At 70.5% G+C, this 24,248-nt stretch carries 18 protein-coding genes; 12 read left to right on the forward strand and 6 right to left on the reverse strand.

All coding sequences use genetic code 11. The features are described from left to right. The first annotated feature begins 83 nt into the window (after positions 1-83). Positions 84-1,733: a M1 family metallopeptidase gene (locus ACWZEH_RS25765; protein WP_456193468.1), complete on the forward strand. Its 1,650-nt coding sequence runs from the start codon at positions 84-86 to the stop codon at positions 1,731-1,733. Positions 1,734-1,879: 146 nt separating this feature from the next. Then, entirely contained in the window at positions 1,880-3,376 is a 1,497-nt protein-coding gene (gene hflX / locus ACWZEH_RS25770; RefSeq protein ID WP_456193469.1) for a GTPase HflX, read from the forward strand. Between the two features lie 121 nt (positions 3,377-3,497). On the opposite strand, the gene ACWZEH_RS25775 is transcribed toward hflX, so the two are convergent. Both ACWZEH_RS25775 and ACWZEH_RS25780 read right to left on the reverse strand, forming a co-directional pair. Next, the gene (locus tag ACWZEH_RS25775; RefSeq protein ID WP_456193470.1) at positions 3,498-4,706 is read right to left on the reverse strand and encodes a trypsin-like serine peptidase; all 1,209 of its coding nucleotides are present in this window, start codon (positions 4,704-4,706) and stop codon (positions 3,498-3,500) included. 67 nt (positions 4,707-4,773) lie between these two features. Further along, positions 4,774-5,994 (reverse strand): trypsin-like serine peptidase, encoded by a 1,221-nt coding sequence (locus ACWZEH_RS25780; protein WP_456193471.1) that lies wholly within the window; start codon positions 5,992-5,994, stop codon positions 4,774-4,776. Positions 5,995-6,357: 363 nt separating this feature from the next. On the opposite strand from ACWZEH_RS25780, the gene ACWZEH_RS25785 reads away from it, so the two are divergent. Continuing rightward, positions 6,358-8,364, forward strand: coding sequence for an ATP-dependent DNA helicase (locus ACWZEH_RS25785; protein ID WP_456193472.1), 2,007 nt, complete (start codon positions 6,358-6,360; stop codon positions 8,362-8,364). Between the two features lie 265 nt (positions 8,365-8,629). Here the strand turns inward: ACWZEH_RS25785 and lexA are convergent, their stop codons facing one another. Next, positions 8,630-9,412 carry a transcriptional repressor LexA gene (lexA, locus tag ACWZEH_RS25790; protein WP_456193473.1) on the reverse strand — a complete coding sequence of 261 codons (783 nt, stop codon included), beginning with the start codon at positions 9,410-9,412 and terminating at the stop codon, positions 8,630-8,632. A gap of 611 nt (positions 9,413-10,023) precedes the next feature. Between lexA and nrdR the strand changes: the two genes are divergently transcribed. Continuing rightward, positions 10,024-10,581 (forward strand): transcriptional regulator NrdR, encoded by a 558-nt coding sequence (nrdR, locus tag ACWZEH_RS25795; RefSeq protein ID WP_456193474.1) that lies wholly within the window; start codon positions 10,024-10,026, stop codon positions 10,579-10,581. Between the two features lie 154 nt (positions 10,582-10,735). Then, the gene (locus tag ACWZEH_RS25800; RefSeq protein WP_456193475.1) at positions 10,736-13,636 is read left to right on the forward strand and encodes a vitamin B12-dependent ribonucleotide reductase; all 2,901 of its coding nucleotides are present in this window, start codon (positions 10,736-10,738) and stop codon (positions 13,634-13,636) included. A 152-nt stretch (positions 13,637-13,788) separates the two neighbouring features. Here ACWZEH_RS25800 and ACWZEH_RS25805 read toward each other — a convergent pair whose 3' ends face one another. Next, positions 13,789-14,322, reverse strand: coding sequence for a TerD family protein (locus ACWZEH_RS25805; RefSeq protein WP_456193476.1), 534 nt, complete (start codon positions 14,320-14,322; stop codon positions 13,789-13,791). Positions 14,323-14,490: 168 nt separating this feature from the next. Here ACWZEH_RS25805 and ACWZEH_RS25810 point away from each other — a divergent pair, with 168 nt between their 5' ends. From ACWZEH_RS25810 to ACWZEH_RS25820, 3 genes are all read left to right on the forward strand, one after another. Beyond that, complete coding sequence (locus ACWZEH_RS25810; RefSeq protein WP_456193477.1) at positions 14,491-15,096, forward strand: YdbC family protein; 606 nt, start codon at positions 14,491-14,493, stop codon at positions 15,094-15,096. A 106-nt stretch (positions 15,097-15,202) separates the two neighbouring features. Then, complete coding sequence (locus ACWZEH_RS25815) at positions 15,203-15,862, forward strand: histidine phosphatase family protein (protein WP_456193478.1); 660 nt, start codon at positions 15,203-15,205, stop codon at positions 15,860-15,862. A 12-nt stretch (positions 15,863-15,874) separates the two neighbouring features. Further along, the gene (locus tag ACWZEH_RS25820; RefSeq protein ID WP_456193479.1) at positions 15,875-16,777 is read left to right on the forward strand and encodes an ADP-ribosylglycohydrolase family protein; all 903 of its coding nucleotides are present in this window, start codon (positions 15,875-15,877) and stop codon (positions 16,775-16,777) included. A 372-nt stretch (positions 16,778-17,149) separates the two neighbouring features. On the opposite strand, the gene ACWZEH_RS25825 is transcribed toward ACWZEH_RS25820, so the two are convergent. Next, positions 17,150-18,697 carry an MFS transporter gene (locus ACWZEH_RS25825; RefSeq protein WP_456193480.1) on the reverse strand — a complete coding sequence of 516 codons (1,548 nt, stop codon included), beginning with the start codon at positions 18,695-18,697 and terminating at the stop codon, positions 17,150-17,152. A 187-nt stretch (positions 18,698-18,884) separates the two neighbouring features. On the opposite strand from ACWZEH_RS25825, the gene ACWZEH_RS25830 reads away from it, so the two are divergent. The 3 genes from ACWZEH_RS25830 (at position 18,885) to ACWZEH_RS25840 (ending at position 20,989) form a co-directional block, all read left to right on the forward strand. Further along, positions 18,885-19,508, forward strand: a complete 624-nt coding sequence (locus ACWZEH_RS25830) for a TetR/AcrR family transcriptional regulator (RefSeq protein ID WP_456193481.1) — start codon at positions 18,885-18,887, stop codon at positions 19,506-19,508. An 81-nt stretch (positions 19,509-19,589) separates the two neighbouring features. Continuing rightward, entirely contained in the window at positions 19,590-20,291 is a 702-nt protein-coding gene (locus ACWZEH_RS25835) for a ribonuclease HII (RefSeq protein WP_456193482.1), read from the forward strand. Positions 20,292-20,359: 68 nt separating this feature from the next. After that, on the forward strand, positions 20,360-20,989 hold the full coding sequence (locus ACWZEH_RS25840; RefSeq protein ID WP_456193483.1) for a hypothetical protein: 630 nt from the start codon (positions 20,360-20,362) through the stop codon (positions 20,987-20,989). Positions 20,990-21,093: 104 nt separating this feature from the next. Here the strand turns inward: ACWZEH_RS25840 and ACWZEH_RS25845 are convergent, their stop codons facing one another. Then, a complete protein-coding gene (locus ACWZEH_RS25845) occupies positions 21,094-21,708 on the reverse strand; it encodes a hypothetical protein (RefSeq protein WP_456193484.1) in 615 nt (204 codons plus the stop codon). Between the two features lie 359 nt (positions 21,709-22,067). Between ACWZEH_RS25845 and ACWZEH_RS25850 the strand changes: the two genes are divergently transcribed. Further along, positions 22,068-24,227, forward strand: coding sequence for a RecQ family ATP-dependent DNA helicase (locus tag ACWZEH_RS25850; RefSeq protein WP_456193485.1), 2,160 nt, complete (start codon positions 22,068-22,070; stop codon positions 24,225-24,227). Positions 24,228-24,248 lie beyond the last annotated feature (21 nt).

A 24,248-nucleotide genomic window follows, 5' to 3' on the forward strand; every position in this document is an offset into this window, starting at 1 on the left:
GCTCGGCCACCGGTCCACCCGATCGGGTGGACCGGGAGCGCGCCGCCGAAACCACGCACGCGCGCGCTGATAGCCGTGGGCCCATGCTCCTCACCCCTCACGGTCCCGCTGCCCCGGAACCCGCTTTTGAACATCCCGCCCCGCACGGCCCGGCCCTTGGCCGTCAGGCCGTTTCCGTCGAGGGGCAGACCGCCCCCGTCCCGGCCGCCCGCAGGCCGGTCCCCCGCGGCCGCCGCCGGCGGACGTCCGCGGCGCTGCTCGCGTCGGCCGTCTGCGTCTGCCTCCTCGCCGCGAGCGCCCCCGCCACGCCGCTGGGCATCGGCGACCGTCTCTTCCCGTATCTGGGCAACCCCGGGTACGACGTGACGTCGTACCACCTCGCCCTCAGCTACCCCGGCACCAACGACACACCGCTCCAGGCCACCACCACGGTCCGCGCCCGGACGACCACGGACCTGGAACGGATCAACCTCGACTTCGCCCACGGCACGGTCCACTCGGTCGAGGTCGACGGAGCACCCGCCACCTTCACCACCGCCGGTGAGGATCTCGTGATCACACCCGTCGGCGGACTGGACGCCGGCGAACGGACCCGTATCGCCGTGCGCCACACCAGCGATCCGGTGGCCGCCGAGGGCCGTGACGGCGGCTGGGTGCGCACCGCGGACGGCCTCGCCATGGCCAACCAGGCCGACGCCGCGCACCTGGTCTTCCCGTGCAACGACCACCCGTCCGACAAGGCCTTCTTCACCTTCCGCATCACCGCACCCGACGGTCACACGGCCGTCGCCAACGGTCTGCCGATCCACGTCGACCGCACCCGCGCGGCGACGACGACCTGGACATACCGCACCCGGCACCCCATGGCCACCGAACTCGCCCAGGTGTCCATCGGCCGCTCCACGGTCCTGCGCCGCACCGGCCCGCACGGGCTGCCGCTGCGCGACGTCGTCCCCACGGCCCACCGCGAACAGCTCGAACCGTGGCTGTCGAGGACCCCCGCCCAGATCGCCTGGATGGAGGCCAGGGTCGGCCGCTACCCCTTCGAGACGTACGGTCTGCTCATGGCCGACGTCTCCACCGGCTTCGCACTCGAGACACAGACGCTGTCCCTCTTCGAGCGGGACCTCTTCACCGATCCGGCCCACCCCGCGTGGTACGTCGAGTCGATCATGGTGCACGAGCTGGCCCACCAGTGGTTCGGCAACAGCGTCAGCCCCCGCACCTGGTCCGACCTGTGGCTCAACGAGGGCCACGCCACCTGGTACGAGGCGCTGTACGCGCAGGAGCGGGCCGGCCGGTCCCTCGAGACCCGGATGAAGGCCGCCTACGAGGCCTCCGACCGCCGGCGTGCGGAGGACGGACCGCCCGCCACCCCCAAGGCCCCCCGGCCCGGCCGGAAGACCAGCATCTTCCGGCCGATCGTCTACGACGGTGCCGCGCTCGTGCTGTACGCCCTGCGCGAGGAGATCGGCCGCGCCGCGTTCGAACGCCTGGAACGGCGTTGGGTGACCCGGCACCGGGACGGCACGGCCTCCACCGCCGACTTCGTCAAGCTCGCCTCCGACACCGCGGGACGGGACCTGACCGGATTCCTGGACGCCTGGCTCCACGACGCGAAGACCCCACCGATGCCCGGCCACCCGGACTGGAAGTCCGCGGCCCACAAGCACGCGGAACGCTCCGCCCCGACCGGGCGTCGAACAGGCGTGAACCGGGAACAAACACGGTGACGAGACGTGCCGTGCCGTGCCACCATCATCAGGACGCCACGGCGCGGGGCACGGGAATCTCCCGACGGGCCCGTGCGTTGTGAAGGATGACGGGCGTACCCGTCATCCTCTGCGAATTCCCATCGACGTATCGACGTAAGGACCCAATGACCTCCTCTTCTTCCCCTTCCCAGGACACCAAGCGCCTCGCGCAGACCTACCCCGAGGGCCTCCGGGCCGATGCCCTGATGGAAGCGGACGTCGCCTGGAGCCTCGAGATCGACGGAGAGCGGGACGGCGACCAGCTCGACCGCTCCGAGCGTGCGGCCCTGCGCCGCGTCGCCGGCCTCTCCACCGAGCTCGAGGACGTCACCGAGGTCGAGTACCGGCAGCTCCGCCTGGAGCGCGTCGTACTCGTCGGCGTGTGGACGTCGGGAACCGTGCAAGATGCGGAGAACTCCCTCGCGGAGCTCGCCGCCCTGGCGGAGACGGCGGGCGCCCTCGTGCTCGACGGCGTGACCCAGCGCCGCGACAAGCCCGACGCGGCGACCTTCATCGGCTCCGGCAAGGCCGAGGAGCTGCGTGACATCGTGCTCGACACGGGCGCCGACACGGTCATCTGCGACGGAGAACTGAGCCCCGGCCAGCTGATCCACCTCGAGGACGTCGTCAAGGTCAAGGTCATCGACCGTACGGCCCTGATCCTGGACATCTTCGCCCAGCACGCCAAGTCCCGGGAGGGCAAGGCGCAGGTCGCGCTCGCGCAGATGCAGTACATGCTGCCGAGGCTGCGCGGCTGGGGTCAGTCGCTGTCCCGGCAGATGGGCGGCGGCAAGGGCGGCGGGCTCGCCACCCGTGGTCCCGGTGAGACCAAGATCGAGACCGACCGGCGCCGGATCCGCGAAAAGATGGCGAAGATGCGCCGGGAGATCGCGGAGATGAAGACCGGCCGCGACATCAAGCGCCAGGAGCGCCGGCGCAACAAGGTGCCGTCCGTCGCCATCGCGGGCTACACCAACGCCGGCAAGTCCTCGCTGCTCAACCGCCTGACGGGCGCGGGCGTGCTGGTCGAGAACGCCCTGTTCGCGACACTCGACCCGACCGTGCGCCGGGCCGAGACACCGGGCGGACGGCTCTACACGCTGACCGACACGGTCGGCTTCGTCCGGCACCTGCCGCACCACCTGGTCGAGGCGTTCCGCTCCACGATGGAGGAGGTCGGCGACGCCGACCTGATCCTGCACGTGGTGGACGGTTCGCATCCCGTCCCGGAGGAGCAGCTGGCCGCCGTGCGCGAGGTGATCAGGGACGTCGGCGCCACCGGCGTACCCGAGATCGTCGTGATCAACAAGGCCGACGCGGCCGACCCGCTGACGCTCCAGCGGTTGCTGCGGGAGGAGAAGCGGTCCATCGCGGTCTCGGCCCGCACCGGCCGGGGCATCGACGAGCTGCTCGCCCTCCTCGACAACGAGCTGCCCCGGCCGGCCGTGGAGATCGAGGCACTCGTGCCGTACACCCAGGGCAAGCTGGTGGCCCGCGCGCACAACGAGGGCGAGGTGGTCTCCGAGGAGCACACCGCGGAGGGCACCCTGCTCAAGGTGCGGGTGCACGAGGAACTGGCGGCGGAGTTCACGCCGTACCTGCCCACGTCGGCCGCCGGCTGAGTCCGCGGCCCACGGCAACGCCGACGGCCCGCCCCCTGCTGGTGACAGGGGGCGGGCCGTCGGCGTGTGCGGATCACCGACCGCCGTGATCACCGACCGCTCCGATCACATACCGTCATGATCACTGGCCGCCATGGGTCCTGCTCATGTTCCGGTACAGCGCCTCGGCGTCCCGGCCCAGATGCGGGCCCGCCAGCCAGGTGTTGTCGGTCGGGCCGATCGACGTGTTCGACACCAGCACGGTCTCGCCGTTCACCACCCGGAACCAGCCGCCGCCGGACGAACCACCGGTCATGGTGCAGCCGATGCGGTGCATCGTGGGCAGATCCGGGGCAAGGGAGAACCGGCCCGGAGTGTCCAGGCACTTGAACATCTGCAGACCGTCGTAGGGCGGCGCCGCCGGGTAGCCCCAGGCACCCGTCCGGCCCGCCTCGGCCGCGGGCGGGGCCGAGAAGTCCACGTCCAGGGCGGTACCGACCGTTTCCTCGAGGGACTTGGCGCCCTGCTCCGGCTTCACGTGCAGGAGCGCGTAGTCGTACGGCGCCCCGGCGCCGCCGGTCTGCGCTCCGCCCTCGATCCAGCCGGTGGAGGTCGAGGCCCAGTCCGCCCACCAGTTGCCGTACGGGGCGATCTCCGAGGAATTCGTGTTGCCCAGCTCCACCGCGGGCTTGCCGAGGTCGTTGTACGCGGGGACGAAGACGATGTTGCGGTACCAGCCACCGTCGCCACCGGCGTGCACGCAGTGACCGGCGGTCCAGACGAGGTTGGACCTGCCCGGGTGGTTCACGTCCTTGACGACCGTGCCGGAGCAGACGCTCGGGCCTTCGGGGGAGTCGAAGAAGACCTTGCCGACCGGGGCCGCGTTCTCGTGGTAGGGCGTCTGTTCGGCTTGTGCCTCCACCGGGGCCGGCTCCGGATCGCTGACGCCCTGGGCCGCGCTCGCGTCCTTGGCCGAGAGGGTCTTGTCGGCCTCCTCGGCGGAACGCATCCGCTCCGGCTTCCACAGACCCTCGATCACCGGGTTGACGTAGTCCTTGGCGTCACTGAGCCACTCGTCCTTGTCCCAGTCCCGCCAGCCGCCGTCCCTCCACCTGTCGGCATCGATCCCGTGTTCCTCGAGCCGGTCCGCGATGTCGGCCGGGACCCGGACCCCGTCGGTCTCGCTGCCCGCGGCCTGCGAGGTGCCGGAACCGGACTTCTTCGCGTCGGCCCTGTCGTCGGAACCACCGCACGCGGTCGCGGTGAGCGCCAGGGCGACGACGAGCCCGGTGGCGGCGAGAGCTCTGCGACGGCCGCGCCGGCGCGAAGCGGACATACCTGTGGAACGCATGGTGCGGCGACCCCCCGGTGCTGTGATCGAACGTCCTGCTGCTGTCCGTCGCCGGAGCGGCCCCGGGTCACCGGCCGGCGAACTTGTCGCTGACCGCGTCGTACACGCCCTTGGCCTCGTCGCCCAGCCGCGGGCCGGCCAGCCAGCCCGAAGTCACCGGGCCGATGGAGGTGTTGGACACCAGCGCCGGCCGGCCGTCGGAGCCCTCCGCGACCCAGCCGCCACCGGACGAACCGGCGGTCATACTGCATCCGATGCGGTACATCGTCGGGTCGGAGGCACTGAGCGAGAGCCGGCCCGGCTGGTCCTCGCAGCTGAACAGCGTCTGGCCGTCGTACGGCGCGCCGGCCGGGTAACCGGTCGCGGTCACGCTCTTCACGTCGGGCGCGGCGGGAGCCCGGAAGTCCACCGGCAGCGCCGAACCGACCGTCTCCTCCAACGACCTGCCGTCACCGCCCTTCTCCGGCGTCACATGAATGACGGCGAAGTCGTACGAGGCGCCGTCACCGCCGGTCGCACCGCCCTGCTCGATCCACTGGTCGGAGGTCTGCGCCCAGTCACCCCACCAGACGCCGTACGGAGCGACCTCCTCCTCGGCGGCGCCCTCGAGCTCGCCGGCCGGCCTGCCCGCGTCGTTGTACGACGGAACGAATGCGATGTTGCGGTACCAGCCGCCCTTCTTGCCGGCGTGCACGCAGTGTCCGGCCGTCCACACCATGTTGGACTTGCCCGGGTTGGCGGGGTCCTGCACCACGGTCGCGGAGCACACCATCGTGCCCTCGGGGGAGTCGAAGAACACCTTGCCCGCCGTGGGAGCGTTGTCGTGGTACGACGGCGGCACGGCCTGCGCCTGCACCGGCTCCGGCGTCGGATCCGTCACGCCCTGGTCACCGGAGATGTCGCTCTCGTCGACCTCCGGGTCCGGCTGCTCGGCGTCCCGCATGCGGTCCGGGTCCCAGAGGTCCTCGATGATCGGGTTGATGTAGTCGTTGGCCTCGCGCAGCCAGTCGTCCTTGTCCCAGTTCTTCCAGTCGCCGTTCCGCCACTTGTCGACATCGATCCCGTGCTCCTTGAGCCGGTCCGCGATGTCGCTCGGGATCCGGATCTTGCCGTCCCCGGCCGCGGCGGTCGCGGAGGCCTCGCCGCCCGCCGTGTCGCCCCCCGAACCGCAGGCGGTCGCGGTGAGCGCGAGCACCGAGGCGAGTGCGACGGCGGTCAGCACGGGGGAGGTTCCGCGGCGCGCCCTCCCCGCTCGGCGACCGGTGGACGACGGCCGTATGGATCGCATGATCTGACTCCCCCTGATGTGGACGAACTTGGTGCTTCGGCCGTGCTCGCATCGCGGACCCGAACGGAGTCCGGACCCGTCGCACGACCACCGGGAACGGCACCACACACTATGCGTTCGCTGTGGTGGACAACCGCCGGAACGGCAACGGTTTCGCTACGAGCTTCCGGCCTGGACATTCGCCGGAGAACGGCCGATGCGACGCCTTCCCGACTCCCTGCCGGCGCCTTGCGCCCGAGGGCGCACATCCGATCGGAAACGCGTTCGTCCGCACCTTGTGCCGCGCTCACCTGCGCGTCCACGGACCACCGCCCTCACGGTCGGCGCACGATTGTCGGTGCAGGGCCGTAGGGTGGTCGCGCTATGACGAAGCCCTCACTCCCCGAACTCCTGCACGCCGCCGTCACCGCCGTCGGCGGCACGGAGCGCCCCGGCCAGGTGACCATGGCCGAAGCCGTCGCCGAGGCGGTCGACGACGCCTCTCATCTGCTGGTCCAGGCCGGTACCGGCACCGGAAAGTCGCTCGGCTATCTCGTGCCCGCGCTCGCACAGGGGGAAAGGGTCGTCGTGGCGACGGCCACGCTGGCCCTGCAGCGCCAGCTCGTCGAGCGCGACCTTCCGCGCACGGTGGAGGCGCTGCATCCGCTGCTGCGCCGCCGCCCGGAGTTCGCCATGCTCAAGGGCCGCTCCAACTACGTGTGTCTGCACCGGCTCCACGAAGGCGTACCGCAGGACGAGGAGGAGGGCCTCTTCGACCAGTTCGAGGCGGCCGCCCCCACCAGCAAGCTGGGGCAGGACCTGCTGCGCCTGCGCGACTGGGCGGACGAGACGGAGAACGGGGACCGGGACGACCTCACCCCGGGCGTCTCCGACCGTGCCTGGTCCCAGGTGTCGGTGTCGTCGCGGGAGTGCCTGGGCGCCACGAAGTGTGCCTACGGCGCCGAGTGCTTCGCCGAGATGGCCCGTGAGCGCGCCAAGCTCGCCGACGTCGTCGTCACCAACCACGCCCTCCTGGCGATCGACGCGATCGAGGGTGCTCCGGTCCTCCCGCAGCACGAGGTGCTGATCGTCGACGAGGCCCACGAACTGGTCTCCCGGGTCACCGGAGTCGCCACCGGGGAGCTCACCCCCGGCCAGGTCAACCGTGCGGTGCGCCGTGCCGCGAAACTGGCCGACGAGAAGTCGGCCGACCAGCTGCAGACCGCGGCCGAAGGCTTCGAACGTCTGATGGAGCTGGCCCTTCCGGGCCGTCTGGAGGAGATTCCGGAGGACCTCGGGTACGCGCTGATGGCGTTGCGTGACGCCTGCCGGACCGTCATCTCCGCGATCGGGGGCACCCGTGACAGGTCCGTCCAGGACGAGGACGCGGTCCGTAAGCAGGCGCTCGCCTCGGTGGAGAGCGTGCACGACGTGGCGGAGCGCATCACCAACGGCTCCGAATGGGATGTCGTCTGGTACGAGCGCCACGAGCCCCGCGCCGGAGGCTCGTATCGACACAGCGGCGCCTCGCTGCGTGTCGCTCCCATGTCGGTCTCGGGCCTCCTGCGGGAGAAGCTCTTCTCCGACCGCTCGGTGGTCCTGACATCCGCGACGCTGAAGCTCGGCGGCGACTTCAACGGCGTGGGCGCCTCTCTGGGCCTGGGCCCCGAGGGCACCGAGGGGGACGACCTTCCGCGGTGGAAGGGCGTCGACGTCGGCTCTCCGTTCGACTATCCCCGGCAGGGCATCCTCTACGTGGCCAAGCATCTGGCGCGCCCGGCCCGCGACGGCGACCGCGCGGACATGCTCGACGAGCTCACCGAACTGATCCAGGCCGCCGGCGGACGCACCCTGGGCCTGTTCTCCTCGATGCGGGCCGCCCAGCTCGCAGCCGAGGAACTGCGTTCCCGCGTTCCGGAGTTCCCGATCCTCCTCCAGGGCGAGGAGACCCTCGGCGAGCTGATCAAGAACTTCGCCGCCGACCCCAGGACCTGCCTGTTCGGCACGCTGTCGCTCTGGCAGGGCGTCGACGTCCCCGGACCCAGCTGCCAGCTGGTCGTCATGGACAAGATCCCGTTCCCGCGCCCGGACGACCCGTTGATGAGCGCCCGCCAGAAGGCCGTGGAGGACGCGGGCGGGAACGGCTTCATGGCGGTCGCCGCCACGCACGCCGCGCTGCTCATGGCGCAGGGCGCCGGTCGTCTCGTCCGGGCCACGGGTGACCGAGGGGTGGTCGCGGTCCTGGACCAGCGACTGGCGACGGCGCGCTACGGCAGCTATCTGAAGGCCTCGCTGCCCGACTTCTGGTTCACCACGGACCGCAACCAGGTGAGGAAGTCCCTGGCCGCGATCGACGCGGCGGCCGGGCAGGCCGAGAGCCAGGCGGACTGAAGGGCAAGCAGGCCGAGGCCGGGACCGCCGGGGGCATGCCCCCGGCGTGGACGGAAGGGGTGCGGGGCCCGGCACGGGCCATGAGGGGGCCGTGCCGGGCCGTGAACCGACACCGCAGGACCCCGACACCGCAGGCCCCCGACACCGCAGGCCCCCGACCGCACAGGGCCGGCACATCCGGACAGCGCAGGGCCCCGGAGCCGGCGCAGGGGCTCCGGGGCCCGGACCAGGGGCGGGGCCGGACCGGCCGGTCCCCGCGGTGGACTCAGACGCGGCGCAGAACAGCCACCACCTTGCCCAGAATGGTCGCGTCGTCGCCGGGGATCGGCTCGTAGGCCGCGTTGTGCGGGAGGAGCCAGACATGGCCGTCCTCGCGCCTGAAGCGCTTGACCGTGGCCTCACCGTCGAGCATCGCGGCGACGATGTCGCCGTTCTCGGCGACGGGCTGGCGCCGGACCGTGACCCAGTCGCCGTCACAGATCGCGGCCTCGATCATGGAGTCGCCGACGACCTTCAGGACGAACAGCTCACCGTCACCGACGAGCTGACGGGGGAGGGGGAAGACGTCCTCGACCGACTCCTCGGCGAGGATGGGACCACCGGCGGCGATACGGCCGACCAGCGGCACGTACGACGCGGCCGGCTTGCCCGCGGTGTCCGTGGGCTGCGCGGAGGTGGCCTGGTCGGAGCCGCGCACCTCGTACGCGCGGGGACGGTGCGGGTCGCGACGCAGGAATCCCTTGCGCTCCAGCGCCATCAGCTGGTGTGCCACGGAGGACGTGCTGGAGAGGCCGACCGCCTGGCCGATCTCGCGCATCGACGGCGGGTACCCGCGGCGCTGCACCGAGTCCCTGATGACTTCGATCACCCGACGCTGGCGGTCGGTGAGTCCCGAGCTGTCCGCCCGGATGCCGGGAGGTCGGCCCGGCAAGGAGCGCTTCTGTCCCTCAGGATGCTGCGTGGCTTCGCTCATCGCATGCACCGGCTCGAGCCGGCCCTGGGAGCGGTCCTGGGCAGTGATGCTGGCGCTGTCTGCGGTGGTGGTCACGTCGGCCCCTCTCGATGGTCTCCCTGCAGGACAACGGTAGTAGCTTTCGAAAGGTTGCGCCAAACACACGTTCGAGTGAAAAAATGCGAATTGCCCTCTGTGATCGCCCGCCGAGGTGTATTGGCTGCGATTCCTCCGCCGGTAAAAGCCCTCATTGTCGTACTCTTCGCCGCCGAGGCGGCGGTCTTCCGGCCGGGGCTCAGTCTGTCATCGGGTGCCGCGTGATGCGGGGAGCGGCCCGGCTCTTCCCGGGTCTCTTCGGGAGTCGCACACGGTCTCCCTCCGGCGGGCACGACATCTCCCCGTACGCGGCCTTTCCGGGGCTCCGCGCGGGGCCCCGCGGAGCCGGGCGAGTCCGCACCGTGGCCCCGCGTGAGCGCACCGTGAGGAGGGTCTGCCGGGCGCCTCGCGCCCCGAGCCGAACGACACGCGTGCTGGGGTGGATGAATGAGCCAATCACCACATCTAGTGGTTGGATTGCAACAGCTACCCAGAAGTTGTGGTCCCGCGGTTCTGAGGCCTTCGGAGATCGCTTATGCTGGAGCAGCTTCGCGGGGCCGAACGGGCCCTGTGGGGCCATGGAGTCTGCTGCGAGGGAGGGTTGGGATTTCATGCACTGCCCCTTCTGCAGGCACTCCGACAGCCGTGTCGTCGACAGTCGTACGACCGATGACGGCACGTCAATCCGCAGGCGTCGCCAGTGCCCCGACTGCTCCCGTCGTTTCACGACCGTGGAGACGTGCTCGCTCATGGTGGTCAAGCGGTCGGGCGTGACCGAGCCGTTCAGCCGCACCAAGGTCATCAACGGTGTGCGAAAGGCGTGCCAGGGGCGTCCCGTCACCGAGGACGCGCTCGCGCAGCTCGGCCAGCGCGTCGAGGAAGCGGTGCGGGCCACCGGAAGCGCCGAGCTGACCACTCATGACGTGGGGCTGGCCATACTCGGCCCGTTGCAGGAACTCGACCTCGTCGCCTATCTGCGGTTCGCGTCCGTCTACCGGGCCTTCGAGTCGCTCGAGGACTTCGAGGCCGCGATCACGGAACTCAGGCAGGTGGAGCACCCCACCGCGGACGGCGAAGACCGTGAGAGGGCTGTCGCGGGGGGCCGGGAGGACAGCGCCGGGACCGGCGGGACCGCCCAGGTCCCGGGACCCGCTCGGTCCGCCGACTGACCGGCGGGCCCTGGGGCCGGGGGCGGCCGGGCCGAGGCGATGAGAAGACCTGTTGCGGGCGACGTGCGTGGGTGCCCGCAGCATCAGAACAAATACCGTGCCACGGGAACACCGGGGCACTTCAGGGCGTTTTCGCCCGTACCAGGGAGGCGGCATGACAGAGACGGCGAGCGGTCCGACACGGAGTTCCCGGGCCAAGGGCAGCAGCAAGGCCGGCAAGGGGCTGCGAGTCGAACGCATCCACACCTCTCCCGGAGTCCACCCCTACGACGAGGTGGCCTGGGAGCGTCGTGACGTCGTCATGACCAACTGGCGCGACGGCTCGGTCAACTTCGAGCAGTACGGCGTCGAGTTCCCCGACTTCTGGTCGGTGAACGCGGTCAACATCGTCACCAGCAAGTACTTCCGCGGTGCCGTGGGCACCCCGCAGCGCGAGACCGGCCTCAAGCAGCTGATCGACCGCATCGTGAAGACGTACCGGAAGGCCGGCGAGGACCACAAGTACTTCGCCTCCCCCGCCGACGCCGAGATCTTCGAGCACGAGCTGGCCTACGCCCTCCTGCACCAGATCTTCAGCTTCAACAGCCCTGTCTGGTTCAACGTCGGCACGCCCCAGCCGCAGCAGGTCTCCGCCTGCTTCATCCTGTCCGTCGACGACTCCATGGAGTCGATCCTCGACTGGTACAAGGAAGAGGGCATGATCTTCAAGGGCGGTTCCGGCGCAGGTCTGAACCTCTCCCGCATCCGCTCCTCCAAGGAGCTGCTGTCCTCCGGCGGCAACGCCTCCGGCCCGGTCTCCTTCATGCGCGGCGCCGACGCGTCCGCCGGCACCATCAAGTCCGGCGGTGCCACCCGCCGGGCCGCCAAGATGGTCATCCTCGACGTCGACCACCCCGACATCGAGGACTTCATCCAGACCAAGGTCAAGGAAGAGGAGAAGATCCGCGCCCTGCGCGACGCGGGCTTCGACATGGACCTGGGCGGCGACGACATCACGTCCGTCCAGTACCAGAACGCCAACAACTCGGTCCGCGTAAACGACACGTTCATGAAGGCGGTCCAGGACGGCGGCAAGTTCGGTCTGACGTCCCGCATGACCGGCGAGGTCATCGAGGAGGTCGAGGCCAGGGCGCTCTTCCGCAAGATGGCCGAGGCCGCCTGGGCCTGCGCCGACCCGGGCATCCAGTACGACGACACCATCAACCACTGGCACACCTGCCCGGAGTCCGGCCGCATCAACGGCTCGAACCCCTGCAGCGAGTACATGCACCTGGACAACACGTCCTGCAACCTCGCGTCGCTGAACCTGATGAAGTTCCTCGAGGACGACAGCAAGGGCCACCAGTCCTTCGACGTCGAGCGCTTCTCGAAGGTCGTCGAGCTGGTCATCACCGCGATGGACATCTCCATCTGCTTCGCGGACTTCCCGACCCGGAAGATCGGTGAGAACACCCGCGCCTTCCGGCAGCTCGGCATCGGCTACGCCAACCTCGGCGCCCTGCTGATGGCCACCGGCCACGCCTACGACTCCGACGGCGGCCGCGCCCTGGCCGGCGCCATCACCTCCCTGATGACCGGCACGTCGTACAAGCGCTCCGCCGAACTGGCCGCGATCGTCGGTCCGTACGACGGCTACGCCCGCAACGCGCAGCCGCATCTGCGGGTCATGAAGCAGCACTCCGACGAGAACGTCAAGGCCGTCCGCGTGGACGACCTGGACACGCCGATCTGGACGGCCGCCACCGAGGCCTGGCAGGACGTGCTGAGCCTCGGCGAGAAGAACGGTTTCCGTAACTCCCAGGCATCCGTCATCGCCCCGACCGGCACCATCGGTCTCGCGATGTCCTGCGACACCACCGGCCTCGAGCCCGACCTCGCCCTGGTCAAGTTCAAGAAGCTGGTCGGCGGCGGCTCGATGCAGATCGTCAACGGCACCGTTCCGCAGGCCCTGCGCCGCCTGGGTTACCAGGAGGAGCAGATCGAGGCGGTCGTCGCCCACATCGCCGAGCACGGCAATGTGATCGACGCCCCGGGTCTCAAGCACGAGCACTACGAGGTCTTCGACTGCGCCATGGGCGAGCGCTCCATCTCCGCGATGGGCCACGTCCGCATGATGGCCGCGATCCAGCCGTGGATCTCGGGCGCCCTCTCCAAGACGGTCAACCTGCCGGAGTCGGCGACCGTGGAGGACGTCGAGGAGGTCTACTTCGAGGCCTGGAAGATGGGCGTCAAGGCACTCGCCATCTACCGCGACAACTGCAAGGTCGGCCAGCCCCTCTCCGCCAAGACCAAGGAGAAGGAGAAGGCCGAGGTCACCGGGAGGACCGAGGACACGATCCGTGCCGCGGTCGAGAAGGTGGTCGAGTACCGTCCGGTCCGCAAGCGTCTGCCGAAGGGGCGTCCCGGCATCACCACGTCCTTCACCGTCGGCGGCGCCGAGGGCTACATGACCGCCAACTCCTACCCGGACGACGGTCTCGGCGAGGTCTTCCTGAAGATGTCCAAGCAGGGCTCGACCCTCGCGGGCATGATGGACGCCTTCTCCATCGCGGTCTCCGTCGGCCTCCAGTACGGCGTCCCGCTGGAGACGTACGTCTCGAAGTTCACCAACATGCGCTTCGAGCCGGCCGGTATGACGGACGACCCGGACGTGCGGATGGCGCAGTCCATCGTCGACTACATCTTCCGTCGCCTCGCGCTGGACTTCCTGCCCTTCGAGACGCGCTCCGCGCTCGGCATCCACTCCGCCGAGGAGCGCCAGCGTCACCTCGAGACCGGCTCCTACGAGCCGACCGACGACGAGGTCGACGTCGAGGGCCTGGCCCAGTCCGCGCCACGGGCGGCCCAGGAGCTGAAGGCGGTCTCCACGCCGAAGGCCGAGGCCGAGGCGGCCAAGCCCGCCCCGCAGCAGGCCCACACCAGCGCCGAGCTGGTCGAGATGCAGCTGGGTATCCAGGCCGACGCCCCGCTCTGCTTCTCCTGCGGGACGAAGATGCAGCGCGCCGGTTCCTGCTACATCTGCGAGGGCTGCGGCTCGACCAGCGGCTGCAGCTGAGACAGGGCGTGACACCGTTCGTCCGGGCGTGCCCGCCCGCTGCGACCGGTTGAGGGAATGAGAGAGGGGCACCGGCTTCGACCGGTGCCCCTCTCGTCGTTCCTGCTGCCGTTTCCCGCCGAACCGGGCCCCGGCGGTGGCCGGGCCCTGGTTCACGGGCGGCGGGTGGCTCCCATGGAGCGGGTGAAGGCCAGGGGGTCCCCCTGGAAGCCCTGGACGCCGGAATGGAACTCCCAGGCGCCGGTGCTGTCCCGGGTGAACTCGGCGACCGTGGCTGCCGTGGCTCCCAGGACACCCCTGAAGTCGTCCTCGGCCAGGACGGTGTACCCCTCGCGGATGCGCAGACCGGGGCGGCCCACACCGGCGAAGGTGCGCTGCTCCTGATGCTGCTGTATGACGACCCCGACCACCACGCGCGCGTACCGCGCGTCGAGCCGGTCCAGCTCCAGCATCATGACCTCGTCGAAGCCGAAGCCCTTGCCGTCCTGGCTGTCCCGGCTGAGAGTGATCGTGCCGTCGGGAGAGCGGCTGTCGAAGTGCACCACGTACGAGGGATCACCGTGCGGATCGCTTGCCGGGTAGGGCGCGGCGACGAGATCCAGGTCGGTGGCAGGCTGTCCCGCGGGACTCGGGTCCCACCTCAGTGCGATCTCGACCTTGCCGATGCCCTTGTTGACGCCGTTCACCAGTCTTCCCCTTCCCCCTGGGGCCGTCATGCCCCTTCAGGAGCTGCTGTCCAACTGCCGGACAAACCCGGCAGGTTGTCCATCCTGTCATGCCGGACCGGGTGGGTGCGGCGAAGCAGTCCCGCCGAGGGTGACCGGGGCTGCGCCCCGCGGCCTTACGATGGCGCGGTGCTGGTCAAGTGGATTCGCTGCACCGTGGTGGACCGCCGCGGGTTCGAACGGGGGCAGCGGAAGTGGGCGGGGCTTCTGGGTGAGCCGGGATTTCGTGGACAGGGCGGGGGCTGGAGCCGGGGACGACAGGATGTGGCGCACATCTTCTCCTTCTGGGAGAGCCGCGCCTTCTACGACTCCTTCATGGCGCGGTCCCACGACCGGCTCGCCTCGGCTCAGTCGGGCACCTTCAAGGACGCCCGGGTCAGGCTGTTCGACCACCGCTTCGACGTGAAGACCGGCTTCGAACCGCGCTTCACGGACGTCGACCTGCTGAGAGTGGCCCTGTGCCGCGTCCACGAGGAGCGGGCGGAGCATTTCGCGCTGATGCACGAGAAGGTCTGGAACCCGGCGATGGCAGGCTCGCCCGGCATGGTCCGGGGACTGTTCGGCGAGGCCCCCGGCCATGAGTTCCTGGTGCTGTCGATGTGGTGGTCGGCGGCCGAGCACGGCAAGTACCGCACCGAGCGCGTGGAACGCCTCGCCCTGCGGGCGCAGACGGAGGCCGACATCGCGGCGCTCACGGGGGACATCGTGGACATGGAGCCGGTCTGGACGGTCTGACGTCCCAGCGCGGAAAACGGTCCCGAAGCGAGGGAAGTGTGTGACCTGTGCCGTATGAGGCGCGTACGGGTCCTCGGTCCGCCGTCAGCCGTTCTAGGGTTTCAGTATGGTACGACCACGGCGCATCGTCCTTGTCCGGCACGGTGAATCAACGGGCAATGTTGACGACACCGTTTATGAACGCGAACCCGATCACGCGTTGGCCCTGACCGAGCGGGGCCGACGGCAGGCGGCGGAGACCGGCAGACGGCTGCACGACCTGTTCGGCGGGGAACACGTCAGCGTGTACGTGTCCCCCTACCGCCGCACGCACGAGACGCTGTGCGCCTTCGGCCTCGATCCGGAACTCATACGTGTGCGTGAGGAGCCGAGACTGCGTGAGCAGGACTGGGGCAACTGGCAGGACCAGAAGGACGTCCGTCTGCAGAAGGTGTACCGGGACGCCTACGGCCACTTCTTCTACCGCTTCGCCCAGGGCGAGTCCGGTGCTGACGTCTACGACCGGGTCGGAGGCTTCCTGGAGAGCCTGTTCCGCAGTTTCGAGGCCCCCGACCACCCGCCGAACGTCCTCATCGTGACGCACGGTCTTGCCATGAGGCTGTTCTGCATGCGCTGGTTCCACTGGACCGTGGCGGAGTTCGAGTCCCTGTCCAACCCCGGGAACGCCGAGATGCGGGTGCTCGTCCTGGGGGAGGACGGCAAGTACACGCTCGACCGGCCCTTCGAGCAGTGGCGGCAGCCGGAACCGTACGGGATCACCGGATAGGGTGGCAGGGCGATGACCGCTGATTCCACCACCGCCGGGCGCCTCGACCGCGCTCTTGCCAGCCTGCGCGGACTGTCCGTGGGCGACGCGCTGGGCTCGCAGTTCTTCGTCCCGGTGAACTATCCGCTGCTCATGCGCCGTGAGCTGCCTCCGGGCTCCTGGCAGTGGACGGACGACACGGAGATGGCCTGCTCGGTCGTGGCCGTCCTCGCCGCCCACCGGCGGATCGACCAGGACGCCCTCGCGCAGTCCTTCGCCCGGCGTCATGACTTCGACCGTGGCTACGGGCCCGCGGTCAACCGGCTGCTGCGGCTGGTCCGCGAAGGCGGTGACTGGCGCGAGCTCGCCGCCGGCCTCTTCAACGGCCGGGGTTCCTGGGGCAACGGCGCCGCGATGCGCATCGCGCCCCTGGGCGCCTGGTACGCGGACGATCCGGAGCAGGCGGTCCACCAGGCGGAGATCTCGGCCTACCCCACCCACCAGCACCGCGAGGCCGTGGTCGGTGCGATGGCCGTCGCCGCGGCGGCCGCACTCGCCGCGGCCCCCGACGGGCCGCCCGGCCCCGAAGCACTGCTCGACGGGGTCGTCGCGCTGGTGCCCGGGAAGAGTGCGGTCGGTGCGGGACTGCGCCGGGCCCGGGACATGTTCGACTACGGCGACGCGGCCACCGTCGCGGCCGTACTGGGGTCCGGACGGCGGACGACGGCCCACGACACCGTGCCTTTCGCGCTGTGGTCGGCCGCCCGGGCCCTGGGCGACTACGAAGAGGCTTTCTGGACCACGGCCCAGGTGGGCGGGGACGTCGACACGACCTGCGCCATCGTAGGCGGGGTGATCGCGGCGGGAAAGGCCGGGACGCCGCCCGCCGGGTGGGCCGAGCGGGTCGAGGCGCTCCCGAACTGGATGCCGGTGTAGCTCCGGCGGGCCCGGCCGCGCGGGGAGTGGTCCGGTCCGTCAGGTGTGCGGCGCGGACGCGGGCGCGCAAGCTTTCGGAACTCTCCGTACGTCATGGGAACCCTCCGTGACCGGCCGCTCGTTGTCGGGACATCAGCCGTGTGGGACATCAGCCGTGCGGGACATGAGGCCCGGGACGAGGCGACGGCTGTACTGGTCCGAGTCCTGCCGGAGGTGATCGTGGACGAGCAGTTCACCGCACTGCTGACCGTACTGCTCGGTTCCGTGATCACCGTCCTGGCAGCCGCGGGGCGGCTCGGCACCCTCCGGCCGGGCCCGCTGGGGCCCGCCCCGGGCGGGGCGCCGGGCCGCCCCGCCCGTGCCGGGCCCTCGTCAGCCGACGCCCGGTCCGGCGGAGCCGGCGAGGGCCTCCAGGTCGCTCTTGCGCACCCGGATCACCAACCAGGCGGTGACCAGGGCGAGGACGGCCATGGCGGCGGCCGGAATGAAGGCGGTCGAGATGCCCTGTGCGAGTACTTCGTGCCCCCAGGGCTCGGGCAGTTGGTGGGTCTGGGCGAACTCCGCCTTCTGCTCCGGCGTCGCTTCGGCGAGGAACGACGGAAGCTGTTCCTCCGCCTCGTTCCTGCCGGCCGTGCCGAACACCGTGGTGAGGAGCGCCAGTCCCACCGATCCGCCCACCTGCTGGGTCGCGTTGAGCAGTCCGGACGCCGCGCCGGCCTCGTGCGGGGCCACACCGGAGACCGCGGTGAGGGTCAGTGTCACGAAGTTCAGACCCATCCCGAAGCCGAAGACGAGCATGGGACCGAGGATGCCGCCCACATAGGAGCTCTCGGAGGTGATCAGTGCCTGCCAGGCCAGGCCGATCGCCGCGAGCGCCGAGCCGACGAGCATGAACGGCTTGGGGCCGAACACGGGCAGGAACCGCTGGGACACCCCTGCCCCGAGCGCGATCACGACCGTCACCGGAAGGAAGGCGAGCCCGGCCTCGATCGGGGTGTACCCGAGCACGTTCTGCACGAAGAGAACGATGTAGAAGAACATGCCGAACATGGCGGCTGCCAGGCTGAGCATGATCACGTACGTGCCGGAGCGGTTTCGGTCGGCGAACATCCGCAGCGGGGTGATCGGTTCCCTGGCCCGCGACTCGATGACGGTGAAGGACACCAGCAGGACGACCGCGGCGACGAAGGAACCGATGGTCACGCTGTCCCGCCAGCCCTCCTCCGCCGCCCGTATGAAGCCGTAGACGAGGGACGCCATGCCGGCCGTCGAGGTCACCGCACCCGGTATGTCGAAGCGGCCGGTGTGCCGCTCGGACTCGTTGATGTAGAGCGGTGCGAGCACGGCGATCAGCAGGCCGATCGGCACGTTGACGAAGAGCACCCACCGCCAGTCGAGCCACTCGGTGAGCATGCCGCCCGCCAGCAGGCCGATGGCGCCACCGCCCGCGGAGACCGCGGCGAAGACTCCGAAGGCCCGGTTGCGCTCGGGGCCCTCGGGGAAGGTGGTGGTGATCAGCGCCAGCGAGGTGGGCGAGGCGATCGCACCGCCCACGCCCTGCAGCACCCGCGCGGCGAGCAGTTGCCAGGGCTCCTGGGCGAACCCGCCCAGGAGCGAGGCGAGGGTGAACAGCAGGATGCCGGCCATGAAGACGCGGCGGCGGCCGAGAATGTCACCGGCCCTGCCGCCGAGGAGCAGCAGGCCGCCGAAGGTCAGGGTGTAGGCGCTGACCACCCAGGTGAGGTCGGTGGTGCTGAAACTGAGAGCGTTCTGAATGTGCGGAAGCGCGATGTTCACAATCGTCGCGTCCAGTACCACCATGAGTTGGCAGGCCGCGATGACGGTGAGCGCGATGCCGGGGTGCCCGTCCCGGCGGGCCGCACCTGGCTTCCGGTCCTCGACCGATGGAGAGGTTGTCACTATGGATCCCCCACGAGTGTGTCAGTGAACGCTCGCGTTCACTGTTGTGCTCACGTTAGGAGTCCTCGACAGTGAACGCAAGCGTTCATTGAATATGCGGTCGCTCGGCACGTCCCCCGCAGGTGCCGAGCGGCGCGCGCCCCGTCCCCGAAATGCCCGCTTCCCCTCCTCGTGTGGAGAGAGTCAGATGGTTACTTCGAGCTGGGCGGACGCCCAGGCTCAGACGGCCGCTTCCCGTCGCCGCGGCGCCGTGCTGGAACGTGCGATCCTCGATGCCGCTCTGGAGCAGCTCAGTACGGTCGGCTGGAACGGCCTGACGATGGAGGGCGTCGCCGTGGGTGCCCAGACCGGTAAGGCCGCCGTCTACCGCCGCTGGCCGTCGAAGGAGGACCTGGTCGCGGATGCCCTGCGGGCCGGGCTGCCGCCCTTCGACGCGGCGCCGGACGTGGGCAATGTGCGCGACGACCTGCTGGCCCTGTGCCTGCGAGCGCGTGACGCGATGTTCTCCCGGCCGGGCCTCGCCCTGCGCTCGGTCATTCACGAATGCGATTCCAAGCAGGTCGAGCGGTTTCATGCCGTGATCTTCGAAGGGGTCGTGGAGCCGACCATCGCGATGCTCCGGGAGGTGATCGAACGAGGAATCGAGCGCGGAGAGGTGCGTGCCGATGCGGCGAACGGCTACGTCTTCGACGCCGTCCCGGCGATGATGATGTACCGGTCCAAAATGTGCGGAAGTGAATGGGCGGATGTCGACGTGGAGGAGATGATCGACCTGCTGATGGTCCCGCTGCTGCGGTCGGCAGGCCCCTGACCCGAGGTCGCCGGCACCCCGCCACCACTCGGGGAACCTGGGTGTCGCGGGCCGTTCCGGGCGGCGTACGCTAAGGGCGCCATGCCGTACGAACCACCAACTCACACTGTCGAGCGCTCCCTCCGCGCCACGACCGGGGCGAAGACCGTCGCAGGTGTCGACGAGGTGGGGCGCGGCGCCTGGGCCGGCCCCGTCACCGTCTGCGCGGCGGTCACCGGACTGCGCCGTCCTCCCGAGGGCCTCACCGACTCCAAGCTCCTCACCGTCAAGCGGCGGGACACACTCGACCGGACGTTGCGGGACTGGGTGACGTCGTATGCGCTGGGCCACGCGTCCCACGAGGAGATCGACCGGCTGGGGATGACGGCCGCGCTGCGGCTGGCGGCGGTACGCGCGCTCGAAGGGCTGCCGGTGCGTCCCGACGCGGTGATACTCGACGGCAAGCACGACTATCTCGGGGCGCCCTGGCGGGTCCGCACCGTGATCAAGGGCGACCAGTCGTGCGTGGCGGTCGCGGCGGCCTCGGTGATCGCCAAGGTGCACCGCGACAAAATGATGGCCGAACTGGGTGCCGAGCATGCAGACTTCGGTTTTGCGGACAACGCGGGGTATCCGTCACCCGTGCACAGGGCCGCGCTGGAGGTCCGGGGGCCCACTCCCTACCACCGGCTGTCGTGGGCGTATCTTGATGCGCTGCCCCAGTGGCGGCATCTCAAGAAGGTCCGCAGCTGGGCGGATGGAAGCGTTCCGGTGATCGAGGGTCAGCTCGGCTTCGATCTCTGACGACTCCGTTCGCACTCATGTGCCACCCGATGGCGCGAGCCGTACCAATGTTTGATAAAAATCAGCCCATGCCTCTCATTCCCGAGGAGCCTCAGATTCACGAGAGTGCCCAGGGTCCCCGCGCCACTCCGGCCAGCGGCCGTACCGCGTCGACCCCTCGCCCCGTACCCGGTCCCCGCCCCGCGGCGCCGCCGCGTTCCGGTCGGCCCGGCCCGGTCCGGCCCGCGCCTTCGGCGCAACGTACGCCGCGTGATGCCCCTGCGGCGGCCGACCCCGTCCCTTCGAAGCCGACCGCTCCCGCTGCGGCCGGCGCCCAGATCCAGTTGATCCCGGCACCCGTCCAGGGGGCGCTCGACGCCGCCGAGGAAGCCGTGGACCTGTTGCTGGACTCGGGCCGCGCCCCGGGCGACGTGCTGGTGATCACCACCGGTGAGCCACACCCGTGGGCCACCCACGAACTGTCCTTCGGTGAGGCCTCCTACTGGGCCCTGCACGCTGCCGCCGACGACGTCTTCTACGCGGACGCCGCTGTCGCGGACCGTGCCGGAGCGCGCCCCGTCGTCGTGGTCGCCGTCAACGGGGGGTCCGAGCCGGTGACCGCGTCGGCCCTGGCCGTGGCGCACACCAAGGCCACCACCCTGCTGATCGTCTGCGGTGACCCGCAGCTGATCAACTCGTTGATGGGCGCCGGCGTCTGAGGTGACGTCATGGCGCCCGTCCGTACGGGCGCCATGCGGCCGCCGTTCCGCCGCGCGGGCAGCGGCGCCGAAGGAGCCCCGGCTCCCGGGCGTCCGGTGGGCCCTCAGCGTGCTGCCGCGCGGCGCAGGACGTCGGACGCGACACCGCCGGTGCGCGGTATGCGCGGCGGCGCCTCGGCCGTGGCGAACGGTTCAGGCGCGGAGCCGGTGCTGGGCCGACGCCCGCCGCGGTCCTCGCCGAGCACCTGCCAGCCGTCACGGGTCAGTGTGATGTACGCCCCGCAGCGCAGCCCGTGCAGCGTGCAGGCGTCGCGCAGCCCCCACATCCACGCGCCGTCCTCCTCCGTCCAACGTGCGTCGCCGTCACGGCAGTAGAGCAGGACAGCGGTATGCACCGGTGTACGGCGCCGCAGGTCGTGCGGGATGACCCGGCGCAGTTGGGACAGCAGCGCGTTGCGGAACATCCAGCCGTCGGCCGGGGCGGGGTGGCGGGTGAACGAAGCGCTCGCCCGCACCCGTTCGTCCTGGTCGAGTACGGCGACGATCGCGGTCGCCGGCCCCGGGTGGTGCCGGGCGTGCAGTCCGCTGACGACCTCACGCGGGTTGCGCAGCAGCGGGATTCCCGCGGCAGCCCACTCCGCGGGTTCGAGCAGACGAGTGGCGGAAGCGGTGGGTGTGGACAGCGATGCCGCCGAGGACGGAGCGAATCCGAAGGTCATGGTCCTCCCTTCGGCTACGCCCGGACTACGGGCGGGGTCGGATTCAGGGGAGCGCGCACGCAACGGAGCCCAACCTGGGTGGCGGGCGAGCCGTGCGGGTGCGGACCTCAATTCTTCCTGTCGAACCAGGATGCGGCAACGAGCAATCGTGCGAGCCGACCGGTATCAGACGATTGGGAGTTTATATCCTTGCCCTGTGTGTCGTCGGGGCACACAGGCGGCGCTCGGTTCCGCCGTGTCCGTACGTGACGTGCGGGTCCGGTGACCAGCGGCCGGTTTCGAGAACGCCGGGGCGCCGCCACGGGGCGGACGCGGGGGTGAAGTGGCCGACTGTCGTATCCATCGGGTTGCATGGGGGCATGGACACCCTGGAGCTGCGCACCGAAGCCGACGCCATCCTCGCCGAGCTCGTCGGCGACCCCAAAGGCTCGGCGCGGTTGCGGGAGGACCAGTGGCAGGCCGTGGCGGCCCTGGTGCAGGAACGCCGGCGCGCCCTGGTGGTGCAGCGCACCGGCTGGGGCAAGTCGGCGGTCTACTTCGTCGCCACCGCTCTGCTGCGCCGGCGTGGCTCCGGCCCCACGGTGATCGTCTCGCCGCTGCTGGCACTGATGCGCAACCAGGTCGAGTCGGCGGCGCGGGCCGGCATCCGGGCGCGCACCATCAACTCGGCCAACCCCGAGGAGTGGGACACGATCTACGAGGAGGTCGAGCACGGCGAGACCGACGTTCTCCTTGTCAGCCCGGAGCGCCTCAATTCCGTGGACTTCCGCGACCAGGTGCTGCCCAAGCTCGCGGCCACGACCGGTCTGCTGGTGGTCGACGAGGCGCACTGCATCTCCGACTGGGGACATGACTTCCGCCCCGACTACCGCCGGCTGCGGGCCATGCTCGCCGACCTCGCCCCCGGTGTGCCGGTGCTGGCCACCACCGCGACCGCCAACGCGCGCGTCACCGCGGACGTGGCCGAGCAACTGGGAACCGGCGCCGGCGAGGCCCTGGTCCTGCGCGGCCCGCTGGAACGGGAGAGCCTGCGGCTGGGCGTGGTCCGGCTGCCGGACGCCGCGCACCGTCTGGCCTGGCTCGCCGAGCACCTGGACGAGCTGCCGGGCTCCGGGATCATCTACACGCTGACCGTCGCGGCGGCCGAGGAGGCCACCGCCCACCTGCGACAGCGTGGATTCCAGGTGGCCTCGTACACCGGGCGCACGGAGAACGCCGACCGGCTGCAGGCCGAGGCCGACCTGCTGGGCAACCGGGTCAAGGCGCTGGTCGCGACCTCGGCGCTGGGGATGGGCTTCGACAAGCCGGACCTGGGCTTCGTGCTCCACCTGGGCTCCCCGTCCTCGCCGATCGCCTACTACCAGCAGGTCGGCCGGGCGGGCCGGGGCGTGGCCCATGCCGATGTGCTGCTGCTGCCGGGCAAGGAGGACGAGGCCATCTGGCGCTACTTCGCCGACACCGCCTTCCCGCCCGAGGAGCAGGTCCGGCAGACCCTCTCGGTCCTGGCCGAGGCCGGACGCCCCCTGTCTGTGCCGGCCCTGGAGGCCCAGGTCGAACTCCGGCGCACCCGCCTGGAGACCATGCTCAAGGTGCTCGACGTGGACGGCGCGGTCAAGCGGGTCAAGGGCGGCTGGATCTCCACCGGCGAACCGTGGGTCTACGACTTCGAGCGGTACGCCTGGGTCGCCCGGCAACGGGCCGCAGAGCAGCAGGCCATGCGCGACTACGTGAGCACGGACCGGTGCCGGATGGAGTTCCTGCGACGGCAACTGGACGACGAAGGAGCGGTCCCGTGCGGCCGGTGCGACAACTGCGTGGGGCCCTGGGCCGATCCCTCCGTCTCGACCGAGACCCTGACGGCGGCGGCGAAGGAGCTGGACCGTCCAGGGGTGGAGGTCGAACCGCGCCGGATGTGGCCGACGGGGATGCCGGCCCTGGGCATCGAGCTCAAGGGACGCATCCCGGCAGGAGAACAGTGCTCCACCGGACGTGCCCTGGGCCGGTTCTCGGACATCGGCTGGGGCAACCGGCTGCGCCCGCTGCTGGCCGAGAACGCGCCCGACGGGCCGGTCCCCGACGACGTCCTGCGGGCCGCGGTGGAGGTCCTCGCCGACTGGGCACGTTCTCCGGGCGGCTGGGCGACGGACGGCCCGGACGCCTCCGCCCGGCCGGTGGGAGTCGTCGCCGTGCCGTCCCTCACCCGTCCGCAGCTGGTCGGCTCCCTCGCCCGGGGCATCGCGACCGTCGGCCGTCTGCCCCTCCTCGGCACTCTGACGTACACCGCGCCGGACGGCGCCCACGCGGCACGCCGCAGCAACTCCGCCCAACGTCTGAAGAAGCTGTCCGGTGCCTTCGCCGTCTCCGAGGAGCTGGCGGGTGTCCTGGCACACGCGCAGGGACCTGTCCTGTTGGTGGACGACTACACGGACTCCGGCTGGACCCTCGCGGTCGCCGCCCGCCTGCTGCGCAGGGCGGGCGGCGCACAAGTCCTTCCTCTGGTCCTCGCCGCGGCAGGCTGAGCGTTTGTCGCCGGGCCGGAC

It is taken from the genome of Streptomyces yamdrokensis, assembly GCF_053890455.1.